The organism is Amycolatopsis sp. cg5 (genome assembly GCF_041346955.1).
Lineage (GTDB): Bacteria > Actinomycetota > Actinomycetes > Mycobacteriales > Pseudonocardiaceae > Amycolatopsis.
On the sequence record NZ_CP166849.1, the window covers coordinates 3,562,886 to 3,584,296 of the forward strand.

The window sequence follows — 21,411 nt, forward strand, 5'->3', positions numbered from 1 at the left end:
CGGCGCTCCTTTTCCTGCTCGCTGGAACTCGGTGACAGGCATTCTGGCCCGGCCACCCCGTCCTCAACCGGACTTGTCGGCTGCTTGTCACCTTTCTGTCTTTTCCCGTGATTTTGTCCCACGCACGCCAATGGTGATCTTCGCTCGCGGACATCGTTCCCGATCAGAGTCGCCGCGGACCGCCCAGCCGTACGCGATGGCCGGTAAATGTCCAGAAATTGTCGATTTTTTGGACCTGTTTCGGTTACACCCCGTAGCCCTAACATCGGGGGCTGTCGGCGGCCGGGGGACGAGGGAGCGATGGCGCGGGTGTACGAATACGACGTGTTCATCAGCTATCCCCGCGCGGGCGCGACCGTGCCCGCGTGGGTGCGCACGCACTTTTACCCGCGCCTGAAGGAGCTGTTGGACGACAATCTCGCCGAGACGGTCAGTATTTTTCTCGATGACGAGATCACCATCGGCGGTAAGTGGCCGCAGCAGGTTCGGGACGCACTGCAGCGCACGCGTGTGCTGGTGCCGGTCTGCTCACCGAAGTACTTTCGCGACGAGTGGTGCCTGGCCGAATGGTATTCGATGGCAGAGCGAGAAAAACTTGCCGGTCTCACTTCGCATGGGTTGATATATCCGGTGATCTTCAGCGACTCACTGAACTTTCCCTCCTGGGCGCACGAGCGGACCATGCGGAGTTTCAAGGACTGGAACCTGCCCTATCCGCACTTCCAGAACAGCCTTGAGTACTTCGACTTCCACCGAGCAGTGGAGAGCATGGCGGAGGACCTGGTGGGGCTCATCGAGCGGGCGCCTGAGTGGCGATCGGACTGGCCGGTGCACACGCCCATGCCCGACCCGCCCCCGGTATCGAAGCTGCCGAGGTTCTGACCGATGCCGGGAACCGTGATCACCTTCTACTCCTACAAAGGCGGCGTGGGGCGCAGTTTCACGCTCGCCAACATCGCGGTTCTGCTGGCGCGTTGGGGCCACCGAGTCCTCTGTCTCGACTGGGATCTGGAAGCGCCCGGCCTGCACGACTATTTCCGGCCGATGATGAACGCGGCTCCCGCGAGCGGTGTGGTCGACCTGATCGACGACTTCCGCGCCGAACGGGTGCGCCCCGCGGCGCACACGACCCGGCTGACCGGGGTGAACAAGCTCGATGTGATAGCCGCGGGCCGGATGGACGACCGATACGCGGGTCGAGTGCAGAACATCGACTGGGAGGGGCTCTACGAGCAGGGTTTCGGCGACTACCTCGAACTGTGCCGCGAGCAATGGACTTCCGAGTACGACTTCGTCCTGCTCGACAGCCGCACCGGGATCTCCGACATCGGCGGCATCTGCACGGCACATCTCCCGGACCGGCTCGTCGTGTTGTTCACGGCCAATGTCCAGAGCATGGATGGTGCCGTAAGCATCGTCAGGCTCGCCGACGTGGCTCGTGACCGGATGCCCTACGATCGGCCGAGGCTCGCTGTCCTGCCGGTACTGTCCAGATTCGACAGCCGCGAGGAGTACGCCCGCGCGGACGAGTGGCGGCGCATCTGCCTGGACAAGACCAAGGGACTGTTCACCAACTGGCTCGACCGTGATGTCCCGCCGGAGCTGATGTCACGGCACCTGACCCTGCCGTACATCTCGTACTGGACCTTCGGCGAAGAGTTGCCGGTCTACTCGGAGTTGAATCCCACCGCCGACCAAATCAGCTATGCGCTGGAGACGGTTGCCTCGGTGATCGCACATCACTTCGAGCGCACGGAGTTGCTGGCCGAGAACCGCGACGCCTACGTCGGCGCCGTCCGGACGGAGAAGCGCACCTTCACTCGTGAGGTCCGGGTGAGCACGCCTCGATCCACCTTGCAAGGCGCGACCGAACTCGTCAAGCATCTGGAAGCCCAAGGCGTGCATGCGGAGCTTTCCCTTTCCGGCGACCGATCCCTGCTCGGCAAGGCCGAGGACGGCGCCAGGCATCTCTGCCTGATCGTCGATCAGGAGGTGAGCCGGTGGCAGAAGGCTGAGGTCGAACTGTTCCTGCACCGGACATTGGGCCAGGACCGGAGGCTCATCCCGGTCCTGACGGCGGGAACGGAACCACATCGGCTGCCGGGGTATGTCGGCAACCTCAGGTACTTGCGGTTTGGGCTTTCGCGCGGGCCCGCCGAGGTCGCACGAGGCTTGGTCGAGCAGCTCAACGGAATCACAGGGTTGGTCGACACCGGCGACGTCGATCTCATCACCCTCATGCGGCAGGTCTCTGACGCTCGGCTGCGTCCGCTGCTGTGGGAGCTCGTGGACGAGCTCGTCCGGGCGTTGACCACCGCCGTCGGGGCCGGAGACGACTTGCGTGCACAGGAACTCGGGGCGGATCTGGCGCTGGCGATCCGGCCTCGTACCAGCGAAAACCATCACGTCGGCGTGCCGGTGGGCACGCGGGAGGCGATCGAGTGGGTTGAGCGGTTCCTCGGCAGCCGGCACCAGTTCAAGGGAAATCTCCGGGATTAGACCCGGGCGGGAGAGGATCTCGGATGACGGATCGATTGGGACACAAGCAGACCGCGGCGCTGTTCACGCTCATGGTGCTCGCTCGCGAGGTGGAGAACCCGGAGCTGGAGTCCATTGTGGGCTTCCGCCTCGACGGCAAGGAACGCAGGCAGTTGAACGACCTCAACCTGGTCGCCAGCTGGAAGCGCGGACGCCTTTTCGCACACGAGCTGACCGAGCGTGGCTGGGCTTGGTGCGAAGACGAAATGCGTGCCGGTGAACCGGCGCCGACGTCCGTTCGCAGCACGCTCGCGAGTGCCATGTACGTCGTTCTCGGCGGGTTGGAAGAGTATCTGCAGCGGAAGAACCTGCGATTGGCAGACGTCTTCGCGCCCGAGGTGAAGATGGCGGCCGAGGATGTGGAGAGTCGTATCCGGGCTGCGTACGGCAAGCTCGCCAGGGCTCCGCGTGACTGGGTCGGATTGGCGGAGTTGCGTGCGGAGCTCGGCAACGTGCCCGTCGCGGACGTCGACGCCGCGCTCAAGGAGCTGAGCCGGTCGAGGCAGGCGCATCTCGTGCCGGAGTCCAACCAGAAGACGCTCACCGCGGCCGACCGCGAGGCGGCGATCCGCATCGGCGGTGAGGACAACCACCTGCTCTCCATCGAGGCGTCATGATGGACCAGGCGACCGCGCTGTCGAATCTGCGGTTCGACTGGGCCGACACCCCCGACCACGTCTGGCGTGACTCGCCGTATCACGTCAGCGGCCTGCACACCGACGTCGCGGCCGAAGTCGACAAGGGGATCCGGGACGCGGCGGCGAGTGACGGACCGAGCCCGATCGGTCTTGTGCTGCAAGGAAAGAAGGGCGTCGGCAAGACGCACCTGCTCGGACTCGTGCGAAGGCAGGCGTACCGGGCTCGTGGGTACTTCTTCCTCGACGACCTCACCGCCGGTGACGCCTTCTGGGAGAACACGGCCGAGGCGATGCGCGGTGGTCTGTCCCGTGTGGACGAATCCGGGGCGACTCAGCTGACGAGCTTCCTGCGGCGGGTCTGCCTGCGTGCCAACGTCGACGCGAAGGCCACCGAACGGATCCTCAATGGACGGAGGCTGACCAAAGAGGACCTCGACAAGTTCCTCCATGGACTGCGGGGGATCGATCGGCAGATCGCGCTCGAGTGTGCCGATACCGCGCGGGCGATGGTGCTCTACAACAGCGAAGACACGACGACGAGCTACATCGGTGACGACTACCTGGGCGGGTTCGAGGAGTCGAAGTCGGGGGACCGGCAGAAGTGGGGGATCCGGCCGCAGCCCAAGCCCGCGCTGACGACGGTGCGGGACATCAGCAAGCTGCTGGCGCTGACCGGGCCGGTGGTCATCGCCGTCGACCAGCTCGACACCCTGATCGCCCGCTCCGACCTGAACACCAAGGAACCTGGGGCGATCTCGGACAGCGACCGGCTGGTCGGGCAGATCGCGGACGGCCTGATGCGGCTGCGCGAGGTGACCCGGCGGACCGTGACGGTGCTCGCCTGCCTGCCCAACACCTGGACGCAGATCAAGTCCAAGGCGGCCGACACCGTGCCGGACCGGTTCCGCGAGCACCTGACACTGGGCCGGGTCACCGACGCCGAACTCGGTCGCGAGCTGATCGCGAAACGTCTCGGTCTCGCATACAAAGAGATGGGTTTTGTGCCGCCGCACCCGACCTGGCCTGTGGCGCCGGAGGCGTTCGAGGGCTCGTGGGACGAGTGGACTCCGCGTGAACTGCTGAAGCGGGTCGGAGCGCATATCGACCTGTGCGTGCGAACCGGGCAGATTCGCGAGCTGTCCAGCTTCGACGATCAGGCGGTTCCTCGTGTTGTCACACCAAGGCCCGAGCTGAAGCCGGACCGTTTCGCGGAACTGGACGCTCGGTTCGAGGAACTGCGCGCGGCTGCGGATGTCGCAGCGCTGCTGGACCAGCGCACGGAAGACAAGGTCATGCCCGGCTTGCTGTCTGCCGCGTTGCGCGGCTGGATCACCGAAGTCGGCGACGACAATCTGGAGTGGGCTTGGACCGCTCGTAATGAGCGCAACGAAGTGCACGCGTGGCTCACCCACACGATCGACGAGACCTCGGATCTCGAAGAGCACTGGGCGTTCCGGGTGATCTTCGCGCCGCACCACCTCGCGGTGTTGCATCGCCTCCGCAAGGCGCGATCCGCTGCGGGCCTGCGTGTGGGCGCCGACAACCGGCATCTGATCTTGCTTCGCAACCTGCCGTGGTCGAAGGGACCGAAAACCCAAGCCGAGCTGGGAGCCTTCGAAGCCGCGGGTGGACAGCGTTTCACCCTGTCCGAATCGGATGTCCGCACGTTCTGGGCGCTCGACAGAATGTTCGCCGAGGCGCCTGCCGGGTTGCACGAGTGGCTGGTGATCCAGCGCCATGCCGGTAAGTCGGACTTGCTGTCGGCTGTGCTGCCCGACGGACTCCCGCAGCAGGCAGCCGTTGAGGCCGTCACCGAGGAAGTGACGAGGCTTGAGCCTTCCGTCGACGGGGAGATCACGCTCGGCGCGCTGGTCAAGGGCGGTGCGCCGGTACGCGTCGAACTGGCGGCGCTCCGCAAGCACGCCGCGGTGTTCGCGGGCTCGGGGTCCGGCAAGACCGTCCTGCTCAGGCGCATCATCGAGGAGTGCGCGCTGCTCGGCGTCTCCACGATCGTGCTCGACCCGAACAACGACCTCGCGCGGCTCGGCGACGCCTGGCCCGAGGAGCCCGAGGCCTGGGGACCCGACGACGCGACGCTCGCGAAGCGGTATCTCGCCGAGACGGACGTCGTCGTGTGGACACCCGGGCGGGCATCCGGCAGGCCGCTGGCGTTCCAGCCGCTGCCGGACTTCGCGGGAGTTCTCGACGACGAGGACGAGTTCTCCGCGGCGGTCGAGGTGGCCGTGGCGACGCTGGCTCCGCAGGTGCGGCTGACCGGGAGCACGGTCAAGGCCAACATCGGGCTGGCGGTGCTGCGGCAGGCGGTCGTGCATCACGCGCGGACCGGGTCGCGGAGTCTGCCGGGGCTGATCGAGGTGCTTTCGGATCTGCCGGAGGGCGTGAGCACGCTCAACAACAGCGGGCGCGTCGCCGGGGATCTGGCCGAGGCGCTCAAGGCCGCGATGGTCAACGATCCGCTGCTGGCCGGTGGGGGAGAGCCCGTCGACCCGGGAATCTTGCTCAACCCGAGCTCGGGCAAGCGCGCGCGGGTCTCCGTGATCAGCTTCATCGGCTTGCCCGCCGAGGAACAGCGGCAGAACTTCGTCAACCAGCTGCAGATGGAGCTTTTCGCTTGGATCAAGCGGAATCCGGCCGGTGACAAGCCGCTGGGCGCGTTGTTCGTCATGGACGAGGCGCAGATGCTCGCCGCTTCGGGGACGCTCACGGCCAGTACGCGCAGCACGATCGTGCTGGCTTCTCAAGCGCGTAAGTACGGGCTTGGCCTCTTGTTCGCTACTCAAGCGCCGAAGGGCTTGCATAACCAGGTCGTCGGCAATGCCATGACTCAGTTCTTCGGAAGGCTTAACAGCCCGGCGCAGATCGCTGCCGCCAACGACCTTGCGAGGGCGAAGGGCAGTCCGGTCGCCGACATCTCGCGGCTGGAGCGGGCTCAATTCTACGTGGCGAGCGAAGCGTTCGGGTTCCGGCAGGTCACCACGCCGCTGTGCCTGACGCATCACCCGGCGAGTCCGCTGCGCGTCGAGGAGGTGATCGAGCGGGCTCAGCGCGAGAACCACTGAACGGACAGTGATCGGGTTTGCGAAAGCTTGGGTGGTGGGATGGATACGTCGTTGGCGGGCCGCGCGCGTCGGTTGTTCGAGTTCTTGCGGGGTGCGCAGCGGCTGAAGTCCAGCCCGGTGCGCTCGGTGGACGTCTATCAGCGCGAAGGCGAGGTGATCTGGCTTTCCGATGTGCCAGAGCATCCGGCGATCACCGTGCTCGAGGAGGGCGGCGAGGGCCCGCTGCTCGCTGTCGAGCGGGTGGTGGTGGCCGATCCGCCGGACCCTGGCGACGAGCTGGGCCGGTGGCTGACCGAGCCGCTCGACGAGCCGGACCAGGAACCGTCGCTGCGTGAGAGTATTGTCGAACCGTCCGATGAGGACACTCCGAAAACGCTGGAACTGAGCGACTTTCCCCGCATGCGGGCGCGCTACAGCAGCTGGTTCGCGCGCTGGGAGTCGTGGGCGCACCAGGCGCAGACCGACCGCCCGGCCCGTGACCTCTACGGGAGGCTCCACCAGATCTACATCAAGTCCACGGAGAGTCCGGAGGACTTCGAGCTCATCGTCGGCACCGGCTGCTTGAGCTGGCAGCCGATCAAACGGCATCTGCTGACCTGCGCCGTTTCCGTCCATTTCGACGACCGGACCGGGGTGATCGAGGTCCGTGCCGTCGAGTCGAGCGAGCCCGTGCGGCTCGAACTCGACATGGTCGACCCTGGACTGATCACCGCGCCCGAGAAGATCAACGAGATCCAGGCGGACGTCAAAGCTTATGAAGGACCAGCGCTGGATCGGGCCGCCACCGGCGACTTCATCCGCAGGCTCGTGCACAGCCTCGATCCCGACGGCGAGTACCGCGACGAGAACGAGCACTCACCGGCCGGCAGGCACGCGGTCGCCGCGTTCGCGCCCGCGCTCATCCTGCGCAGGCGCACCTACCAGGGCCTGATCGAAATCTTCGACACCGTGCTCGCCCAGCTCGACCGGACCGGCGAGGTGCCGGACGGGCTGATCCCGCTGCTCGATCCCGATCATGTGCCGTCCGCGCCGGAGGCCGCCGGCGAGGGCGCGATCATGGACGTCGACGGCGAGCCGTTCCTGCCGATGCCGGTCAACGACAAGCAGTTGTCGGTCATCAGGCGCGTCGACGTGCTCGCCCAGACTCTGGTGCAGGGGCCGCCGGGCACCGGCAAGACGCACACCGCCGCCGCGTTGATCTCCCATCTGCTCGCGCAGGGCAAGCGGGTGCTGGTCACCGCGCAGACCGATCGCGCGCTGCGCGAGGTTCGCGAGAAGCTGCCCGAGGAGATCAAGCCGCTCGCCGTGGCCGTCGTCGGCACCTCACGCGAGGACATGGCCGACCTCAAACTCGCCGTGCAGGAGATCGCCGCCGCCGCGAGCGATCACGACGCCGAGGCGAACTCGCAGGTCATCCGGGACCATCTCGCCACGATCGACCGGCTGACCCGCGAACGCGCCGAGCTGCACAGCAGGCTGCTCGAAGCGCGGGAACGCGAGGTCAGGGACCGCGAACACCAGGGTTACCGCGGCACGCTGTCGGCGATCGCCCAGCGGATCACCGCCGAGCGGGACCAGTACGGCTGGCTCGACCATGCCGCCGGCGAAGCGCCGCTGACCAGCTGGGAAGCGACGGAATGGCTCGGTTTTCTGCTCGACGAAGGGCTCGAAGCCGACGAAGCGCAGGCCCGCTCCCAGCTGATCGAGGTGGACCGGCTGCCCGACCCGGCCCGGTTCGCGCGCCTGGTCGCGGACGAACGTGTCGCGACCGAGCAGGCGCAGCGGTTCGCGCGCGTGGTCAGGCATCCGGCGTTCGTCGCGGTGTCGAGGCTGGAACCCGGTCAGCGCGCCGAGGTCCGGCAGCGGCTGCGTGACCTCGCCGCCGAGACCGAGCAGCTCGCGGGCCGCCGGGAGCAGTGGCTGGCCGACGCGCTGCGTGATGTCCGATGTGGACGTGCGGACCCCTGGCGGGCACGGGCCGCGACCATCGCGGGTTTGGTGTCCACTTGCGACACTTCGGTCGGCAGGGTCGGCCCGCTGGTCGAGGTTTCGGTGCGGGAAGGCGATCTCGGGGGACATGTCGCGCTGGCCACCGAGGTGCGGAGGTTCCTCGACGGCGGCGGGGCGATCAAGACCATGGCCGACGGCGCGCCCAAGATCGGCGCCTTCGCGCACAAGACCGTCAAACAGGCGCAGCCGCTGTTCGACGCGGTCAGGGTCGACGGTGTCGCGCCGACGTCGATTCCGCGGCTGGAGACGTTCATCGCGTGGGCCGAGGCGACCAAGGCGCTGACCGCGCTGGACCGCGCGTGGCCGGAGAACACCGTCATCCCGCCCGAGGACACCGTCCAGGAGCGGCTGCAATGGCATGTCACCGAGCTCGCCCAGCTGCACCGGGTGCTCGCGCTCGCCGACCGGCTGAGCGCCGAGGAGCAGCGGCTCCAGTGGCTGAAGCTCCCGCCGCCGAACTGGACCGAGCTCGCCGATGTCCGCTGGTACGCGGGTCTCGTCGACGCCGTCTCGGCGCAGGAAGCCTTGGCAGCGGCCAGAAAGCCACTCGTCGAGCTGGAGACGTTCGTCGGTGAGACGGCACAGTGGACGGACGCCGCGCGGTGCGTCGCGGAACTGCTGGGCGCGGTGCGGAGTCGCCGTCATGAGGAATTCGCCGCCGCGCAAGGGAAACTGGCCAGAATGTGGCAGGTCCGGCAGCAGGCGTCACGCCGCGACGAGCTTGCGTCCCGACTCGGCGACGCCGCGCCGGAACTGCGTCGCGAGATCGAGGAAACCCGGCACGAAAGCGTTTGGCAGTCGAGGATTCCGGGATTCGCGGAGGCCTGGCGCTGGGCGGCGACCCGAGCCTGGGTGACCGATTTGGACGCGATCGACGTCAACGCGGTGCAGTCCCAGATCAGCGGCATCGAGCGGAGCCTGCGCAAGGAGGTCGAGGCCGTCGCGGCCAGCCGGGCTTGGGACCACGCCGCGTCGCCGGGCAGGCTCAGCGGCACCGCCCGCGCCGACCTGACCCAGTACGCGCAGCTGGTGCAGCGGGCAGGCAAGAACACCGGCGCCTACCGGCACCAGCGCCGCGCCGAGATCCGCAAGGCGATGGACCGGTGCCGCCCGTCCGTGCCGGTGTGGATCATGCCGATCTACCGCATCGCCGAGCAGCTGCGGGTGCGGCCGGACATGTTCGACGTGGTGGTGGTCGACGAGGCGTCGCAGGCGGGCACCGAGGCCGTCTTCCTGCAGTACCTGGCCAAGAAGATCGTCGTGATCGGCGACGACAAGCAGGTCTCGCCGTCCGCGGTCGGCGTCGACCAGCAGGAACTGCGTGACCTCGCGCGGCAGTACCTGGCCGACGACCGGTACCGCGATTCCTGGCAGGACCCGAAGCGGAGTCTCTTCGACGAGGCCAAGATGCGCTACGGCGGGCTGATCACGCTGACCGAGCATCGCCGGTGTGTGCCCGAGATCATCGGGTTCTCGAACCGGATCGCCTACGAGCCGGACGGCATCAGGCTGATCCCCGTCCGGCAGTACGGAGTGGACAGACTCGAACCGGTCAAGGCGGTCTACCTCGCGGACGGCTACGAGCGCGGCGTCACGCACAAGAGCAACCCGGTCGAGGCGGAGGCGATCGCCGAGCAGATCGAGAAGTGCGTCGCCGATCCGGCTTACGACGGCAAGACGTTCGGCGTGATCTCGCTGCTCGGTCCCACCCAGGCGAAGACGATCGAGTCGCTGCTGCTCGCGCGGATCCCGCGCGAGGAATGGGCGAGCCGGAACCTGCGCTGCGGGGACGCCGCGGACTTCCAGGGTTCCGAGCGGGACGTGATGTTCCTGTCGATGGTGGCCGCACCGGCGCCGGACAAGCGCATGGCGGCGCTGACGCAGGAGCAGTACGTCCAGCGGTTCAATGTCGCCGTCTCACGGGCGAAAGACCAGGTCTGGGTGTTCCACTCGGTGCGGCCGGACGAGCTGCCGAACCGGGAGTGCATGCGGTTCCAGCTGCTCGACTACAGCTACGGCGTGATCAACCGCGGACGTGAGGACGTGGTGTGCGAGGTGGTGCCGGAGGACCGGCGCGTCGAGCCGTTCGATTCGCTGTTCGAGCAGCGGGTGTTCAACCGGATCGTGGATCGCGGTTACACGGTGATCCCGCAGTATCCCGCGCAGGGGTATCGGATCGACCTGGTGATCGTCGGCGGGCACGGCAGGCTGGCGGTCGAATGCGACGGCGACCAGTGGCACGGGCCCGACGCCTATGACCACGACCTCGCGCGGCAGCGTGACCTCGAACGCTGTGGCTGGCGGTTCGTCCGTATCCCGGGGTCCGCGTTCGACGTCGACCCGGCGGCCGCGCTCGCGGGACTGTGGCAGATCTTGAGCGACGAGGAGATCCGGCCCGCGGGCTGGACACCGGTGGTGGTCGCTGAGCCCGAGTGGCCCGCGGAGGCGGGTGTGCTCGAAATCGTCTCGCCGGACGCGTACGTGGAGTATTCGGGCATCCAGCCGCCGGTCGCGGAGGTGTCGCGGAACGAGCTGATCGAGGGGATCGCGGAGATCGTCGCGGTCGAAGGCCCGATGCTCGGCGAGCGGATCCACCGCGTCTACATCCAGAGTTCGGGCGGCCGCCGGGTCGGCTCGGAGCTGGCCCGTTCGCTCAATTCCGCTGTCAGCCTCGCCGTCCGTCGCGGGGTGCTGCTCGCAGACGACCCGCTGGGGCAATCGGGGGTCCGGCCGATCACCTACCGCCTGCCCGACCAGCCGCCGGTGCGGCTCCGGGAGCTGGGACCGCGTGACCTTCACGACATGCCGCCGCGCGAACTGGCCGCGGTCCTGTCCGAAGTGGCCGAAACCCTGGGCTGGGCCGACGAGGAGGCGCTCTTCCGCGCGGTGCTCGACAGGCTCGGCCTGAAGCGCCTCACCGCCAACGTCCGCTCCCACCTGGCCGACGTCGCCGTCCTCGCCCGAGGCGCGGACAACCCGTGATAAAGCGGGCTTTACTCCCCGGAGTAAAGCCCGCTAAATCCCGGGGAGTAAAGCCCGCTTTATCGCGGGGCTTCAGGCCTGCAGCGCGGCCTGGAGCTCGATCTCGATCTTGACCTTCTCGGACAGGAAGGCGTTGCCCTCGGGGCCGACGCCGAAGTCGCGGCGGTTGACCGTGGCCGCGGCGGAGACGCCGATGGTGTCGACGTTGTTGTTCGACGGGTTCGGGTTGATGCCGTTGAACTCCGCGTCGAGGGTGACCGGGACGGTCACGCCACGCCAGGTCAGCTCGCCGTCGATCTTGTAGTCGTCGCCGTCCTCACGGATGCCGGTCGACCGGAAGGTGATGGTCGGGTGGTTCGCGACGTCGAAGAAGTCGCCGGTCTTCAGGTGGTCGTCGCGCTGGCCGTTGCCGCTGGCGACCGAGGCCGCGTCGATCTCGACCGTGACGTGCGAGTCGAGGATGTTCTCCGCCGTCACGACCGTGCCGCCGAAGCCGGTGAAGTTGCCACGCGACTTGGCGATCCCCAGGTGCTTGACGCTGTAGGCGACGTCCGAGTGGGCGGTGTCGATGGCCCAGGTGCCGGTGACGTAGCCGGGGATCTGAGTCGGTGCGCTCATGGCTGGTTGCTCCTTGGTGAAAAGTCTGTTGGTTGAGCTCTCAACTACGACCATAGCGCGATCTGGTTGAGAGCTCAACTAGGGGTATCATGGACCACATGTCCGAAACCCGATGGCTCAGCGAAGACGAGCAGAACGTCTGGCGTGAGTTCAGCGCGGCCACCGGGATGCTCATGGCGCACATCGAAGGTCAGCTGCAGCACGAATCCGGCATGCCGCACACGTATTACGGCGTGCTCGTCGCACTGTCCGAAGCGCCGGGACGGCGCCTGCGCATGAGCGAACTCGCCGACGCGCGCAAGGCGTCGCGCAGCCGCCTGTCCCATGCCGTCGCCAGGCTCGAAGCGAACGGCTGGGTCCGGCGCGAGTCGTGCGGCAGCGACAAGCGCGGCGCGTGGGCGATCCTCACCGACCGCGGGTTCGCCGCGCTCGAAGCCGCCGCGCCCGGCCACGTCGAGACCGTGCGGGAGAGCCTGTTCGACCCGCTGACCCCCGAACAGGTGAAGACGCTCGGCGAGATCAGCAGGGCGATCCGCAGCAACCTCTCACCGCGCTGCGAGGCCGCGAGGGCGGCCATGGAAGCCGCCGAAGCAGAGTGAGCGAACGCACGGGCACCCACCAGCGTGTCAGCACCGTCGGTGCCAATGGATAGGCTGCCTTCGCCCACCTTCCCCCGCAGCCAGGTGCCCCTCGCATAATGCTCAACATCTTCGCGCGTGAATCCGTCTCCCGCGTCACCGATCCGATCGGCAAGGCGCTGGTGCGCCTCGGCCTGTCCCCGAACGCCATGACCGTGATCGGGACAGCGGGCGCGATCGTCTGCGCGCTGGTGTTCTTCCCCAATGGCTGGCTGCTCACGGGCACGTTCACCGTGTGGGGCTTCGCGATGCTGGACCTGCTCGACGGCGCGATGGCCAGGGCGCGCGGCTACGGCACCCCGTTCGGCGCGGTGCTCGACGCGACCTGCGACCGGCTGGTCGACGGCGCGCTGTTCGCCGCCATCGCCTGGTGGTGCTTCGCGCGGGACGACAACCACCCCGCCGCCGCGGCCGCGCTGATCTGCCTGGTGCTCGCGCAGGTCATCTCCTACGTCAAGGCCCGCGCGGAGGCCTCCGGCTTCTCCGCAGACGGCGGGCTGGTCGAACGGGCCGAGCGGCTGATCATCGCGCTGGTCGGCACCGGCCTGCACGGGTTCGGCGTCCCGTACACCGTGGACATCTCGCTCTGGCTGCTCGCGGCGCTCTCGGTGGTCACGCTGCTGCAACGGATGGCCGCGGTGGCGAAGGCGGCCAGGGAGGCGAAAAAAGCATGAGCTTCGCTGGACGCCTGGCCGACTGGGGCTACGCCGCAGGCTGGCAGCTCGCCAAGATGCTGCCAGAGTCGACCGGCTCCGGGCTGTTCTCGCTCGGCGCGGACCTGGCGTCCCGCCGCGACGGCGCCGGCGTCCAGCAGCTGCGGAAGAACCTGGCCAGGGTCGTCCCGCAGGCCGACGCGACCGAGCTGGACGAGCTCACCAAGCGCGCGATGCGCTCGTACGCCCGGTACTGGCACGAGTCGTTCCGCCTGCCGTCGATGGACCACAAGGAGGTCAGCCGCAAGGTCGCGGGCCTGATCACCGGCGTGGAAAACCTCGACGCCGCGCTCGCCGAGGGCAACGGCGCGGTGATGGCGCTGCCGCACAGCGGCAACTGGGACGCAGCCGGCGTCTGGCTCGCCGACTACCTCGGCGGGTTCACCACGGTCGTCGAGCGGCTGAAGCCCGAGTCGCTGTTCAAGCGCTTCGTCGCCTACCGCGAGTCGCTCGGCTTCGAGATCGTGCCGCTGACCGGCGACAGCGCGGCCATGCGCGTGCTGCTCAAGCGCCTGCGCGAGAACAAGGCGATCTGCCTGGTCGGCGACCGCGACCTCACCAACTCCGGCGTCCCGGTGAAGTTCTTCGGCGAGCAGACCCGCATGCCAGGCGGCCCGGCGCGGCTCGCGGCGGCGACCGGCGCCGCGCTCATCCCGGCGGGCTGCTGGTTCACCAACGACGGCTGGCAGATCCGCCTGCACCCGCGCATCAGGGTCAACGCGCGCGAGGAGGTGCCCGCCGCCACGCAGGCGCTGGCCGACATCTTCGCCGGCGACATCGCCGCCCATCCGACCGACTGGCACATGCTGCAGAAGTTCTGGATCGCCGACCTCGAGGCCGAGCACCGAGTCAGCCTGGGCACATGAAGATCGGCATCGTCTGCCCGTATTCGTTCGACGTGCCCGGCGGCGTCCAGGGGCATGTGGTCGACCTCGCCAGGGTGCTGATCGACCGCGGCCACACCGTGTCCGTGCTCGCGCCCGCCGACGAGGACTCCGACGTACCGTCCTTTGTGCACCCCGCAGGCAAGGCACTCGGCATCCCCTACAACGGTTCGGTCGCCCGCCTCCAGTTCGGCCCGGTGTCCTACGCCCGCGTCCGGCGCTGGCTGCACGACGGCGACTTCGACGTGCTGCACCTGCACGAGCCCGCGGTGCCCAGCCTTTCGCTGCTGGCACTGAAGATCGCGGACGGCCCGATCGTCGCGACGTTCCACACGGCCACCACCCGCTCCCGCACGCTCGCCGCCTTCCAGCCGGTGCTGCGCCCCCTGCTGGAGAAGATCACCGCGCGCATCGCGGTATCGGCGCTCGCGCGCCGCGTCCAGGTCGAGCATGCCGGCGGGGACGCGGTCGAGATCCCGAACGGCGTCGACACGGACTTCTTCGCCACGGCCAAGCCACTCGACGGCTACCCGAGGCACGGCGGCACAGTCGGTTTCGTCGGCCGCTTCACTGAGCCACGCAAGGGAATGGGCATCCTTCTCGAGGCACTTCGCTTGCTGCTGCCCGAATTCCCGGAACTGCGCCTGCTGGTCGTCGGCCGAGGCGACGCCGACGAGCTGCGCCGCGAGGCCGGCCCCGCGCTCGCGCCCCATCTTGAGCTCCTCGGCCAAGTCGACGACGGAATGAAGGCTCGCGCCTTGCGCAGCGTCGACGTCTACTGCGCGCCGAACACCGGCGGCGAGAGCTTCGGCATGATCCTCACCGAAGCCATGGCGGCCGGAACCCCAGTGCTGGCCAGCAACCTCGACTCCTTCCGCCGCGTACTCGACGACGGTCGCGCGGGCGTCCTCGCCGAAACAGGCGACCCGGTCGCACTCGCTTCGGCATTGCGCGAGCTCCTCGAAGACCCGGCGCGCCGCCTGTCGCTGGCCGCGGCGGCGGGGGAGCGCGTCGCGATCTTCGACTGGTCCGTGGTCGCCACCCAGGTATTGCGCGTCTACGAGACCGCGGTCGCGGCCGACCCGCGCCACGTGAGTGAGAGTGAGCGGGAGTTCTCGTGACCTGGCTGATCGCGCTCATCGTGGCGATTCTCGTGCTCGGCGGCCTGTTCCTGGTCGCGACGGCCAACCGCCTCGACCGCCTCCACGTCCGCCTCGACGCAGGCTGGCTCGCCCTCGACGCCGCACTCGCCCGCCGCGCGGTCGTCGCCCGGACTGTCGCTTCGTTGAACGGCTTCCCCGGTCTGCACGCGCTGGCCGAGCGCGCCGAAGCCGCCCCGCGGGCGGAACGCGAGTTCGAGGAGAACGACCTCACGCTGCGCTTGGCGGAGATCGACCGTGGCGGGCTGCCTGTCGCATTGGCCGACGAGCTGACCGATGCCGAACACCGGGTTGTCATCGCGCGTCGTATGTACAACGACGCTGTCCGGGACACGCTCGCGTTGCGCCGGCGTCGGAAGGTCCGGTATTTCAAGCTGGCGGGCACGGCGCCGCACCCGGTCTACTTCGAGATCGCCGAACCCGACGTCTAACGCGTGCAGCGTCTGATGACCCAGGCGCTGTAGGCCCAGACGTGTTTCTCGGCTTCGAAGCAATCGGTGAAACCGGCTTCGTCTGACTTTGCTTTGGCGTCCCAGCGCGCGTACATCAACGCGAATTCCGGGCCGAAGCTGCTGTCTCCGTCACCGCGGAAATCCCTTGTCTCAGTGGCGGAAGCGAGCGGAGCGCTCAGCAAGGACACGGTGATCGCCATTGCGGTGGCGAGTGTTTTTCGCATGCATAAAACGTTAGTGAGCCTCTGGTGGTGGCACACTAGCCCGCATGGCCGATTCCTCTTGCGAAGTAGCACACGGCAATGCCGCCCCCTCGGTGGAGCAGCGAACACTGGTCGCCGTCTTCGCCTCGCCGGTCGCGCGTTTCCTGCTGGCGTACGGCCGTGATCTGGGCTACCGCCCGGTGCTCTTCGAGCCCGATCCTGACCGCTCATTCCCTGAGGACGTCGAAGTCTTCTCGAAAGCTCCCGAAGTCGATGACACCGCCGACATCGTGGTGACCGACCATCACCGCCCCGAGCTGGGTACCGTGCTGCGCGACGTACTCGCGGGGCCGTCTCGTTGGATCGGCGTGCTCGGCAATCCGCGCCACCCCGGGCCGCACGTCGAGGCCCTCACCGCGCTGGGCGTTCCCACCTCGGACATCGCCAGGGTGCACCGGCCGGTCGGCCTGAACATCGGCTCGCGCACGCCGCCTGAAATCGCCATCGCGACACTGGCGGGGCTCATCGCCGACCGCAACGCCCGCCCTGGAGGCTTCTCATTCTGAAATGGCGGGCCCGGCTGAGTAATTGCGCGTGCGTGCCGCTGAGTAACCCTCCGCGACCGTATATGTAGGCATGCTTGACGTTCGTTCGGGAGATTGAAAACCGTTCTGGTGCTCGCGTAGTGTAATCAACTGGCTACGGGAGGGAGGCCCAGTGTCGGGTTATGAGGTCATGATCGACAAGATCAAACACACGGGTGAGGCTGCGGAACGGGTGGCACGGGGCCTGCAAGGTGTCGATTGCTCGGCGACCTTGCCCGGTGGTGACGCGGGAATGCCAGGTGCGCGGTCCGTGCCCAAGCTGGCCGCTGTGATCGAGGCCTGGCGGGGACGTGAGAGAGGGTTCGTCGGCACATTGGACGAGCACTCGGTGAACATGGCAAAAGCCGTACGGCTCTACAGCGGCAACGAGGAAGTCGCTGCGCACGACCTGAGCGTCAAAGTGTCGACGACGGCAGGCCCGAGGCCAAGCTGATGGTCGTGTGGGGAGAGGTCAAGCGCTGGGCGCCCGGTCCGCTGCTGGGTGCGGTCGGCCCGATGAACGACGCATACAACAAGATCGTCGCGCTGTCGGATGACTTGCGAGACATCAACACCCCGGACGGGTGGCGCGGCGACGCTGCCAGCGCCGCGGCCGGCCAGGTCGACCAGATTATCGACGGCCTGGAGGAGTACGCCGCCGAGATCGCGGCAGGCAGGCGGAGCGTCGGCGATACCGGAGACGCGATCAGCGGTGTCGTCCACGGTGTGGTGGAGGTCGAAGGCCTCGCCACGTCTCACCACTTCACCATCGCCGACAGCGGGGCGATCGTCGACAACGGGCCGCCGCCGGACACTCCGGACGATCAAAAGCAAGCCGTTGCGCGAGACCGGCAGAAGATCGCGGCGGAACTTAGGGACCGCATTGACCAGGTGATCCGCAGCGCGACCGACGTCGACGACGATTTCTGCGTCGTGCTCGACCGCATTCTGTCCGGACACACCATCGACGCGGCCGCCAATGACAACGAGCACACCAGCCTCGCCGCGGCGGCCAACGCCGGAGACGCGGTGGGTTCGTTGACGATCCCCGCCCCACCACCTGAGGGTGCGACGGTCGCCCAGAACGCCGCCTACTGGGCCACACTCAGCGAAGGCCAGCGAACCAGGCTTGCGATGGATCGACCGGAACTCGTCGGCCCGCGAGATGGGTTTTCGGCGGTGCAACGCGATATCGCCAATCGCACGCTGATGGAACGCGCTCGCACACGCCTTCAGCACGAACGCGATCTGCTCCAGAAGAAGATCGACGATTTTCCGCGCTTGCCGAGTGGAGAGCTCAAACTCAATGATCGGCTCGCCTTCGACCGTCTCAAGGCGGACCTCGAAACGCTCGACAAGAAGCTTCGTGGCATCGACTCAGTCAGCCAACGCCTTGAGCCGGAGATACCCGGCAGGCCACCGGCCTACTTGCTGGGGATCAACGGCGACAACGTCGGCCAAGCGATCGTCGCCATCGGAAATCCGGACACCGCGGCCAACGTCGCCACCTACGTACCTGGCACGTTCGCCGGGCTGGACGGAATGGCGACCGACATCAACCGATCCGACCTCATGGTGCGCGCGGCCGAAGACGCCGGGTCCCGATCGACCTCCGTGATCACTTGGGCGGGCTACGACGCCCCGCAAAGTCTGCCCGCGGCAGGCAGTACGGACTACGCCGACGGCGGAGCGCCGAGATTGGATCGTTTCCAGGACGGGCTGGCGGCAAGCCATGATCCCAAGAACCCCATGAACAGCACTGTCATCGGACACAGTTACGGCACCACGGTGGTCGGCCACGCCGCGCGGGATCTGGGTCTCAATACCGGGAATGTCGTTTTCGTGGCCAGCCCTGGGGTAGGCGTCGATCAGGCAAGCCAATTGCATCTCGACGGCGTCAGTCAGAACCAGGTCCCCTCACACGTGCATTCCACCATCGCGCTCACCGACCCCATCGGCCATCTCACGAATATCCACAACCCGATGGCCGACAGTGTCGATCCGCTTGGACCCGACCCTGCCGACCGAAGATTCGGCGGTGACGTCTTCGAATCGAACATGACGAACCCGGCGACCTCGCACAGCGACTACTGGAACCGGGGATCCACCTCACTGCGCGGGATGGGCGAGGTCATCGCGGGACGAGCACCAACCTGATGAATCGGACCAGGACCAGAGCCATGATGACGACGTCGGCCACGATCACGGCGGTCTTTGTGGCATCGCTGGCCACCCTCACAGCGTGCGGAGACGAAACCATGGACCCGACGATGACCGCCGCTCAGGCGAAAGCTCAAGCGGCAGAACATGTGCGGGAAGCGACCACGGCATCGCTACCGACCGGATTCCAGCTGATCGATCGCGGTTCACTCCCGCTTGGTTGCACGGACACACAAGGCAAGCCCGACGGCCGGACCGAGATCGCCGTCGATTACTGGATCGACGGTATCGATCGAGCGAAGAACGACGACTACGTCGACGCCGTCAAGAACTGGTGGACAGCGCATGGCTGGAACATCGAGTCCGACAGCCGCCCGCGCGACATGTTCGTGAACGCCAAGAACAGTCACACCGAGTTCACCATGTCGATCAAAGCCACGCCGGACGGCCGGTTGTCGATCGACGCGTCCTCGCCCTGCGTCTGGCCGAACGGCACACCTCAGCCCAAGGCCTGAGCCCGGCCCCGGCCGAGTACCTGGCAATAACCCGAAAGTGGCTTTCGTCAGATGCGATCTGACGAAAGCCACTTTCGGGCTTTCACGAGCTGGGGTCAGTGGGCGGCGGCTCCCTGGGGCATGGGTTCGAAGCGGGCGTGGTGGCGGGTGAACGTCGCCGTGCCCGAGGTCAGGGAACGCAGGTCGATCGCGTAGCGGATCAGTTCCGTTGCCGGGACTTCGGCGCGGACGGTCGTGCGGCCGCCGTCGTCGGCCTCGGTGCCCATGACGCGGCCTCGGCGTGAGGACAGGTCGCCGAGCACGTTGCCGAGGTGTTCGTCCGGCAGGCGGACCGCGACCTCGTCCAGCGGCTCGAGCAGGGAGACCCGGCCGTTCGCGGCCGCGTCACGCAGAGCCAAAGCGCCCGCTGTCTGGAAGGCGGCGTCGGAGGAGTCGACGCTGTGGGCTTTGCCGTCGACGAGGGTGACGCGGACGTCGATGACCGGGTGACCGTCGACCAGTCCGCGCGCGAGCTGGGCGCGGACGCCCTTTTCGACGCTGGGGATGAACTGGTGGGGGACCGCGCCGCCGACCACCTTGTCGACGAACTCGAAGCCGCCGCCGCGGGGGAGCGGGGAGACCTCGATGTCGCACACGGCGTACTGGCCGTGCCCGCCGGACTGCTTGACGTGGCGGCCGTGGCCGCGCGCGGGCGCGGCGAAGGTCGAACGCAGGCTGATGCGGACGGGCTCCGTGTCGACGTCGGCGCCGCCCGCGCGCAGGCGGGACAGCACGACGTCGGCGTGAGCCTCGCCCATGCACCACAGCACGAGCTGGTTCGTCTCGGCGTTGCGGTCGAGACGCAGCGTCGGGTCGCCTGCGACGAGGCGGGAAAGGTTGCGCGCCAACGTGTCCTCGTCGCTGCGGGTCTTCGCGATGACCGCGACGGGCAGCAGCGGCTCCGGCATCGCCCACGGCTTCATGAGCAGGGGATCGTCCGGTGACGACACCGTGTCGCCGGTTTCGGCCGAGCCGACCTTGGTCAGCGCGCAGAGGTCGCCCGCCACGCAGAACGGGACCTCACGCAGGTTCGCGCCGAGCGGGGAATAGAGGTGCGCGACGCGTTCGTCGGCGTCGTGGTCTTCGTGGCCGCGTTCGGCTAGGCCGTGCCCGGACACGTGCACCGGCCGCTCCGGCCGCAGCGTCCCGGAAAACACCCTGACGAGTGAAACCCGGCCTACGTACGAGTCGACGGCGGTGCGGACTACCTCGGCTGCCAGCGGGCCGTCGGGGTCGGTGGTCAGCGTCGCGTGCGGGGTGCCGTCCGGTGCGGTGACCTCGGGCAACGGGTGCTCCAGCGGGGACGGGAACGCCCTGATCATGCCTTCGAGCACCTCGGCGAGACCGAGCCCGGTGGTCGAGCAGACGGGGATCACCGGATGGAAGGAACCACGCGCGACGGCGGTCTCCAGGTCCGCGATGAGCGTCGCCTCCGGCACCTCCTCACCCGCGAGGTAACGGTCCATCAACGTCTCGTCTTCGCTCTCGGCGATGACGCCCTCGATCAGCTCGTTGCGTGCCTGGGTCATCCGGTCCAGGTCGGCGGGGTCGGGGTCGGTGATCTTCGGCGGGAACCCTTCCGAGTAGTCGAAGAACCGCTGCGTGATCAACCCGACCAGGCCGTTGCCCGCCGGTAGGTAGAGCGGGAGCACGCCGGCGCCGAACGCGTCCTGGCAGGCGGCGATCTCGGCCTGCGGGTCGGCGCGGTGGTGATCGAGCCTGGCGATGACGACCGCGCGGGGCATCCCGACGGCCGCGCACTCCTCCCACAGCGCGATCGTGGCCGCGTCGACGCCTTCGGCGGCGCACACCACGAACAGTGCCGCGTCGGCGGCGCGCAGGCCGGCGCGCAGCTCACCGACGAAATCGGCGTACCCGGGCGTGTCGATCAGATTGATCTTGTAACCGTTGTGGACCACCGGAGCCACGGCCAGCCCGACCGAGCGCTGCTGCCGCACGGCGGCGGGGTCGTGGTCGCAGACGGTGGTCCCGTCGACCACCGAACCGGCCCTGTTCACGGTGCCCGAGGCGGCCAGCAACGCCTCGGTGAGGGTGGTCTTGCCGGACCCCGACGGGCCGACCAGCACTACATTGCGCACCTTCGCGGGATCGTCCACAGCGACGGCGGCCCCGGAGTCTCCGTTCCTGCTTTGTTTGTCGGCCATTTCACTCTCCTCATCGAGCAGTGTGCCCTCGA

The 21,411-nt window shown here is 67.8% G+C and carries 17 protein-coding genes; 14 read left to right on the top strand and 3 right to left on the bottom strand.

Annotated features, from left to right (window positions below):
- Positions 1–300: 300 nt before the first annotated feature.
- Genes AB5J62_RS16210 through AB5J62_RS16230 form a run of 5 tightly spaced genes read left to right on the top strand, consistent with a single transcriptional unit; the run spans position 301 to position 11,248 of the window.
- Positions 301–882: a TIR domain-containing protein gene (locus AB5J62_RS16210; protein WP_370949039.1), complete on the top strand. Its 582-nt coding sequence runs from the start codon at positions 301–303 to the stop codon at positions 880–882.
- Between the two features lie 3 nt (positions 883–885).
- Positions 886–2,499: a KGGVGR-motif variant AAA ATPase gene (locus AB5J62_RS16215; RefSeq protein ID WP_370949040.1), complete on the top strand. Its 1,614-nt coding sequence runs from the start codon at positions 886–888 to the stop codon at positions 2,497–2,499.
- 23 nt (positions 2,500–2,522) lie between these two features.
- The gene (locus AB5J62_RS16220) at positions 2,523–3,155 is read left to right on the top strand and encodes a hypothetical protein (protein WP_370949041.1); all 633 of its coding nucleotides are present in this window, start codon (positions 2,523–2,525) and stop codon (positions 3,153–3,155) included.
- Positions 3,152–6,256, top strand: a complete 3,105-nt coding sequence (locus tag AB5J62_RS16225; RefSeq protein WP_370949042.1) for an ATP-binding protein — start codon at positions 3,152–3,154, stop codon at positions 6,254–6,256. Before AB5J62_RS16220 ends, AB5J62_RS16225 begins: the two co-directional genes overlap by 4 nt.
- A gap of 39 nt (positions 6,257–6,295) precedes the next feature.
- Complete coding sequence (locus AB5J62_RS16230) at positions 6,296–11,248, top strand: AAA domain-containing protein (protein ID WP_370949043.1); 4,953 nt, start codon at positions 6,296–6,298, stop codon at positions 11,246–11,248.
- A gap of 72 nt (positions 11,249–11,320) precedes the next feature.
- On the opposite strand, the gene AB5J62_RS16235 is transcribed toward AB5J62_RS16230, so the two are convergent.
- Complete coding sequence (locus tag AB5J62_RS16235) at positions 11,321–11,866, bottom strand: YceI family protein (protein WP_370949044.1); 546 nt, start codon at positions 11,864–11,866, stop codon at positions 11,321–11,323.
- Positions 11,867–11,964: 98 nt separating this feature from the next.
- On the opposite strand from AB5J62_RS16235, the gene AB5J62_RS16240 reads away from it, so the two are divergent.
- The 5 genes from AB5J62_RS16240 to AB5J62_RS16260 all read left to right on the top strand — a co-directional run bounded on the left by AB5J62_RS16240 (position 11,965) and on the right by AB5J62_RS16260 (position 15,692).
- Positions 11,965–12,465, top strand: coding sequence for a MarR family winged helix-turn-helix transcriptional regulator (locus AB5J62_RS16240; RefSeq protein ID WP_370949045.1), 501 nt, complete (start codon positions 11,965–11,967; stop codon positions 12,463–12,465).
- 98 nt (positions 12,466–12,563) lie between these two features.
- Entirely contained in the window at positions 12,564–13,178 is a 615-nt protein-coding gene (gene pgsA / locus AB5J62_RS16245; RefSeq protein WP_370949046.1) for a phosphatidylinositol phosphate synthase, read from the top strand.
- Positions 13,175–14,083: a phosphatidylinositol mannoside acyltransferase gene (locus AB5J62_RS16250; RefSeq protein WP_370949047.1), complete on the top strand. Its 909-nt coding sequence runs from the start codon at positions 13,175–13,177 to the stop codon at positions 14,081–14,083. Before pgsA ends, AB5J62_RS16250 begins: the two co-directional genes overlap by 4 nt.
- On the top strand, positions 14,080–15,222 hold the full coding sequence (locus AB5J62_RS16255) for a glycosyltransferase family 4 protein (protein ID WP_370949048.1): 1,143 nt from the start codon (positions 14,080–14,082) through the stop codon (positions 15,220–15,222). Before AB5J62_RS16250 ends, AB5J62_RS16255 begins: the two co-directional genes overlap by 4 nt.
- Positions 15,219–15,692 carry an NUDIX hydrolase gene (locus AB5J62_RS16260; RefSeq protein ID WP_370949049.1) on the top strand — a complete coding sequence of 158 codons (474 nt, stop codon included), beginning with the start codon at positions 15,219–15,221 and terminating at the stop codon, positions 15,690–15,692. Before AB5J62_RS16255 ends, AB5J62_RS16260 begins: the two co-directional genes overlap by 4 nt.
- Here AB5J62_RS16260 and AB5J62_RS16265 read toward each other — a convergent pair.
- Positions 15,689–15,937 (bottom strand): hypothetical protein, encoded by a 249-nt coding sequence (locus tag AB5J62_RS16265; protein WP_370949050.1) that lies wholly within the window; start codon positions 15,935–15,937, stop codon positions 15,689–15,691. The two genes, AB5J62_RS16260 and AB5J62_RS16265, sit on opposite strands and share 4 nt — an antisense overlap.
- A gap of 44 nt (positions 15,938–15,981) precedes the next feature.
- On the opposite strand from AB5J62_RS16265, the gene AB5J62_RS16270 reads away from it, so the two are divergent.
- From AB5J62_RS16270 to AB5J62_RS16285, 4 genes are all read left to right on the top strand, one after another.
- Positions 15,982–16,482: an XdhC family protein gene (locus AB5J62_RS16270; protein WP_370949051.1), complete on the top strand. Its 501-nt coding sequence runs from the start codon at positions 15,982–15,984 to the stop codon at positions 16,480–16,482.
- A gap of 169 nt (positions 16,483–16,651) precedes the next feature.
- Positions 16,652–16,954 (top strand): hypothetical protein, encoded by a 303-nt coding sequence (locus AB5J62_RS16275; protein WP_370949052.1) that lies wholly within the window; start codon positions 16,652–16,654, stop codon positions 16,952–16,954.
- Positions 16,954–18,657: an alpha/beta hydrolase gene (locus AB5J62_RS16280; protein ID WP_370949053.1), complete on the top strand. Its 1,704-nt coding sequence runs from the start codon at positions 16,954–16,956 to the stop codon at positions 18,655–18,657. Before AB5J62_RS16275 ends, AB5J62_RS16280 begins: the two co-directional genes overlap by 1 nt.
- Before the next feature lie 23 nt (positions 18,658–18,680).
- Positions 18,681–19,175 (top strand): hypothetical protein, encoded by a 495-nt coding sequence (locus AB5J62_RS16285; RefSeq protein ID WP_370949054.1) that lies wholly within the window; start codon positions 18,681–18,683, stop codon positions 19,173–19,175.
- 95 nt (positions 19,176–19,270) lie between these two features.
- Here the strand turns inward: AB5J62_RS16285 and AB5J62_RS16290 are convergent, their stop codons facing one another.
- Positions 19,271–21,379 carry an elongation factor G-like protein EF-G2 gene (locus AB5J62_RS16290; protein ID WP_370949055.1) on the bottom strand — a complete coding sequence of 703 codons (2,109 nt, stop codon included), beginning with the start codon at positions 21,377–21,379 and terminating at the stop codon, positions 19,271–19,273.
- Positions 21,380–21,411: the final 32 nt, after the last annotated feature.

Excerpts from the sequence above, each read along its gene's own strand:
- AB5J62_RS16240 (WP_370949045.1), top strand. The coding sequence starts at position 11,965 with ATGTCCGAAACCCGATGGCTCAGCGAAGACGAGCAGAACGTCTGGCGT.
- AB5J62_RS16250 (WP_370949047.1), top strand. The coding sequence starts at position 13,175 with ATGAGCTTCGCTGGACGCCTGGCCGACTGGGGCTACGCCGCAGGCTGG.
- AB5J62_RS16290 (WP_370949055.1), bottom strand. The coding sequence starts at position 21,379 with ATGGCCGACAAACAAAGCAGGAACGGAGACTCCGGGGCCGCCGTCGCT.
- AB5J62_RS16210 (WP_370949039.1), top strand. The coding sequence starts at position 301 with ATGGCGCGGGTGTACGAATACGACGTGTTCATCAGCTATCCCCGCGCG.
- AB5J62_RS16265 (WP_370949050.1), bottom strand. The coding sequence starts at position 15,937 with ATGCGAAAAACACTCGCCACCGCAATGGCGATCACCGTGTCCTTGCTG.
- AB5J62_RS16220 (WP_370949041.1), top strand. The coding sequence starts at position 2,523 with ATGACGGATCGATTGGGACACAAGCAGACCGCGGCGCTGTTCACGCTC.
- AB5J62_RS16270 (WP_370949051.1), top strand. The coding sequence starts at position 15,982 with ATGGCCGATTCCTCTTGCGAAGTAGCACACGGCAATGCCGCCCCCTCG.
- AB5J62_RS16230 (WP_370949043.1), top strand. The coding sequence starts at position 6,296 with ATGGATACGTCGTTGGCGGGCCGCGCGCGTCGGTTGTTCGAGTTCTTG.
- AB5J62_RS16280 (WP_370949053.1), top strand. The coding sequence starts at position 16,954 with ATGGTCGTGTGGGGAGAGGTCAAGCGCTGGGCGCCCGGTCCGCTGCTG.
- AB5J62_RS16275 (WP_370949052.1), top strand. The coding sequence starts at position 16,652 with ATGATCGACAAGATCAAACACACGGGTGAGGCTGCGGAACGGGTGGCA.
- AB5J62_RS16285 (WP_370949054.1), top strand. The coding sequence starts at position 18,681 with ATGATGACGACGTCGGCCACGATCACGGCGGTCTTTGTGGCATCGCTG.
- pgsA (WP_370949046.1), top strand. The coding sequence starts at position 12,564 with ATGCTCAACATCTTCGCGCGTGAATCCGTCTCCCGCGTCACCGATCCG.
- AB5J62_RS16255 (WP_370949048.1), top strand. The coding sequence starts at position 14,080 with ATGAAGATCGGCATCGTCTGCCCGTATTCGTTCGACGTGCCCGGCGGC.
- AB5J62_RS16225 (WP_370949042.1), top strand. The coding sequence starts at position 3,152 with ATGATGGACCAGGCGACCGCGCTGTCGAATCTGCGGTTCGACTGGGCC.
- AB5J62_RS16215 (WP_370949040.1), top strand. The coding sequence starts at position 886 with ATGCCGGGAACCGTGATCACCTTCTACTCCTACAAAGGCGGCGTGGGG.
- AB5J62_RS16235 (WP_370949044.1), bottom strand. The coding sequence starts at position 11,866 with ATGAGCGCACCGACTCAGATCCCCGGCTACGTCACCGGCACCTGGGCC.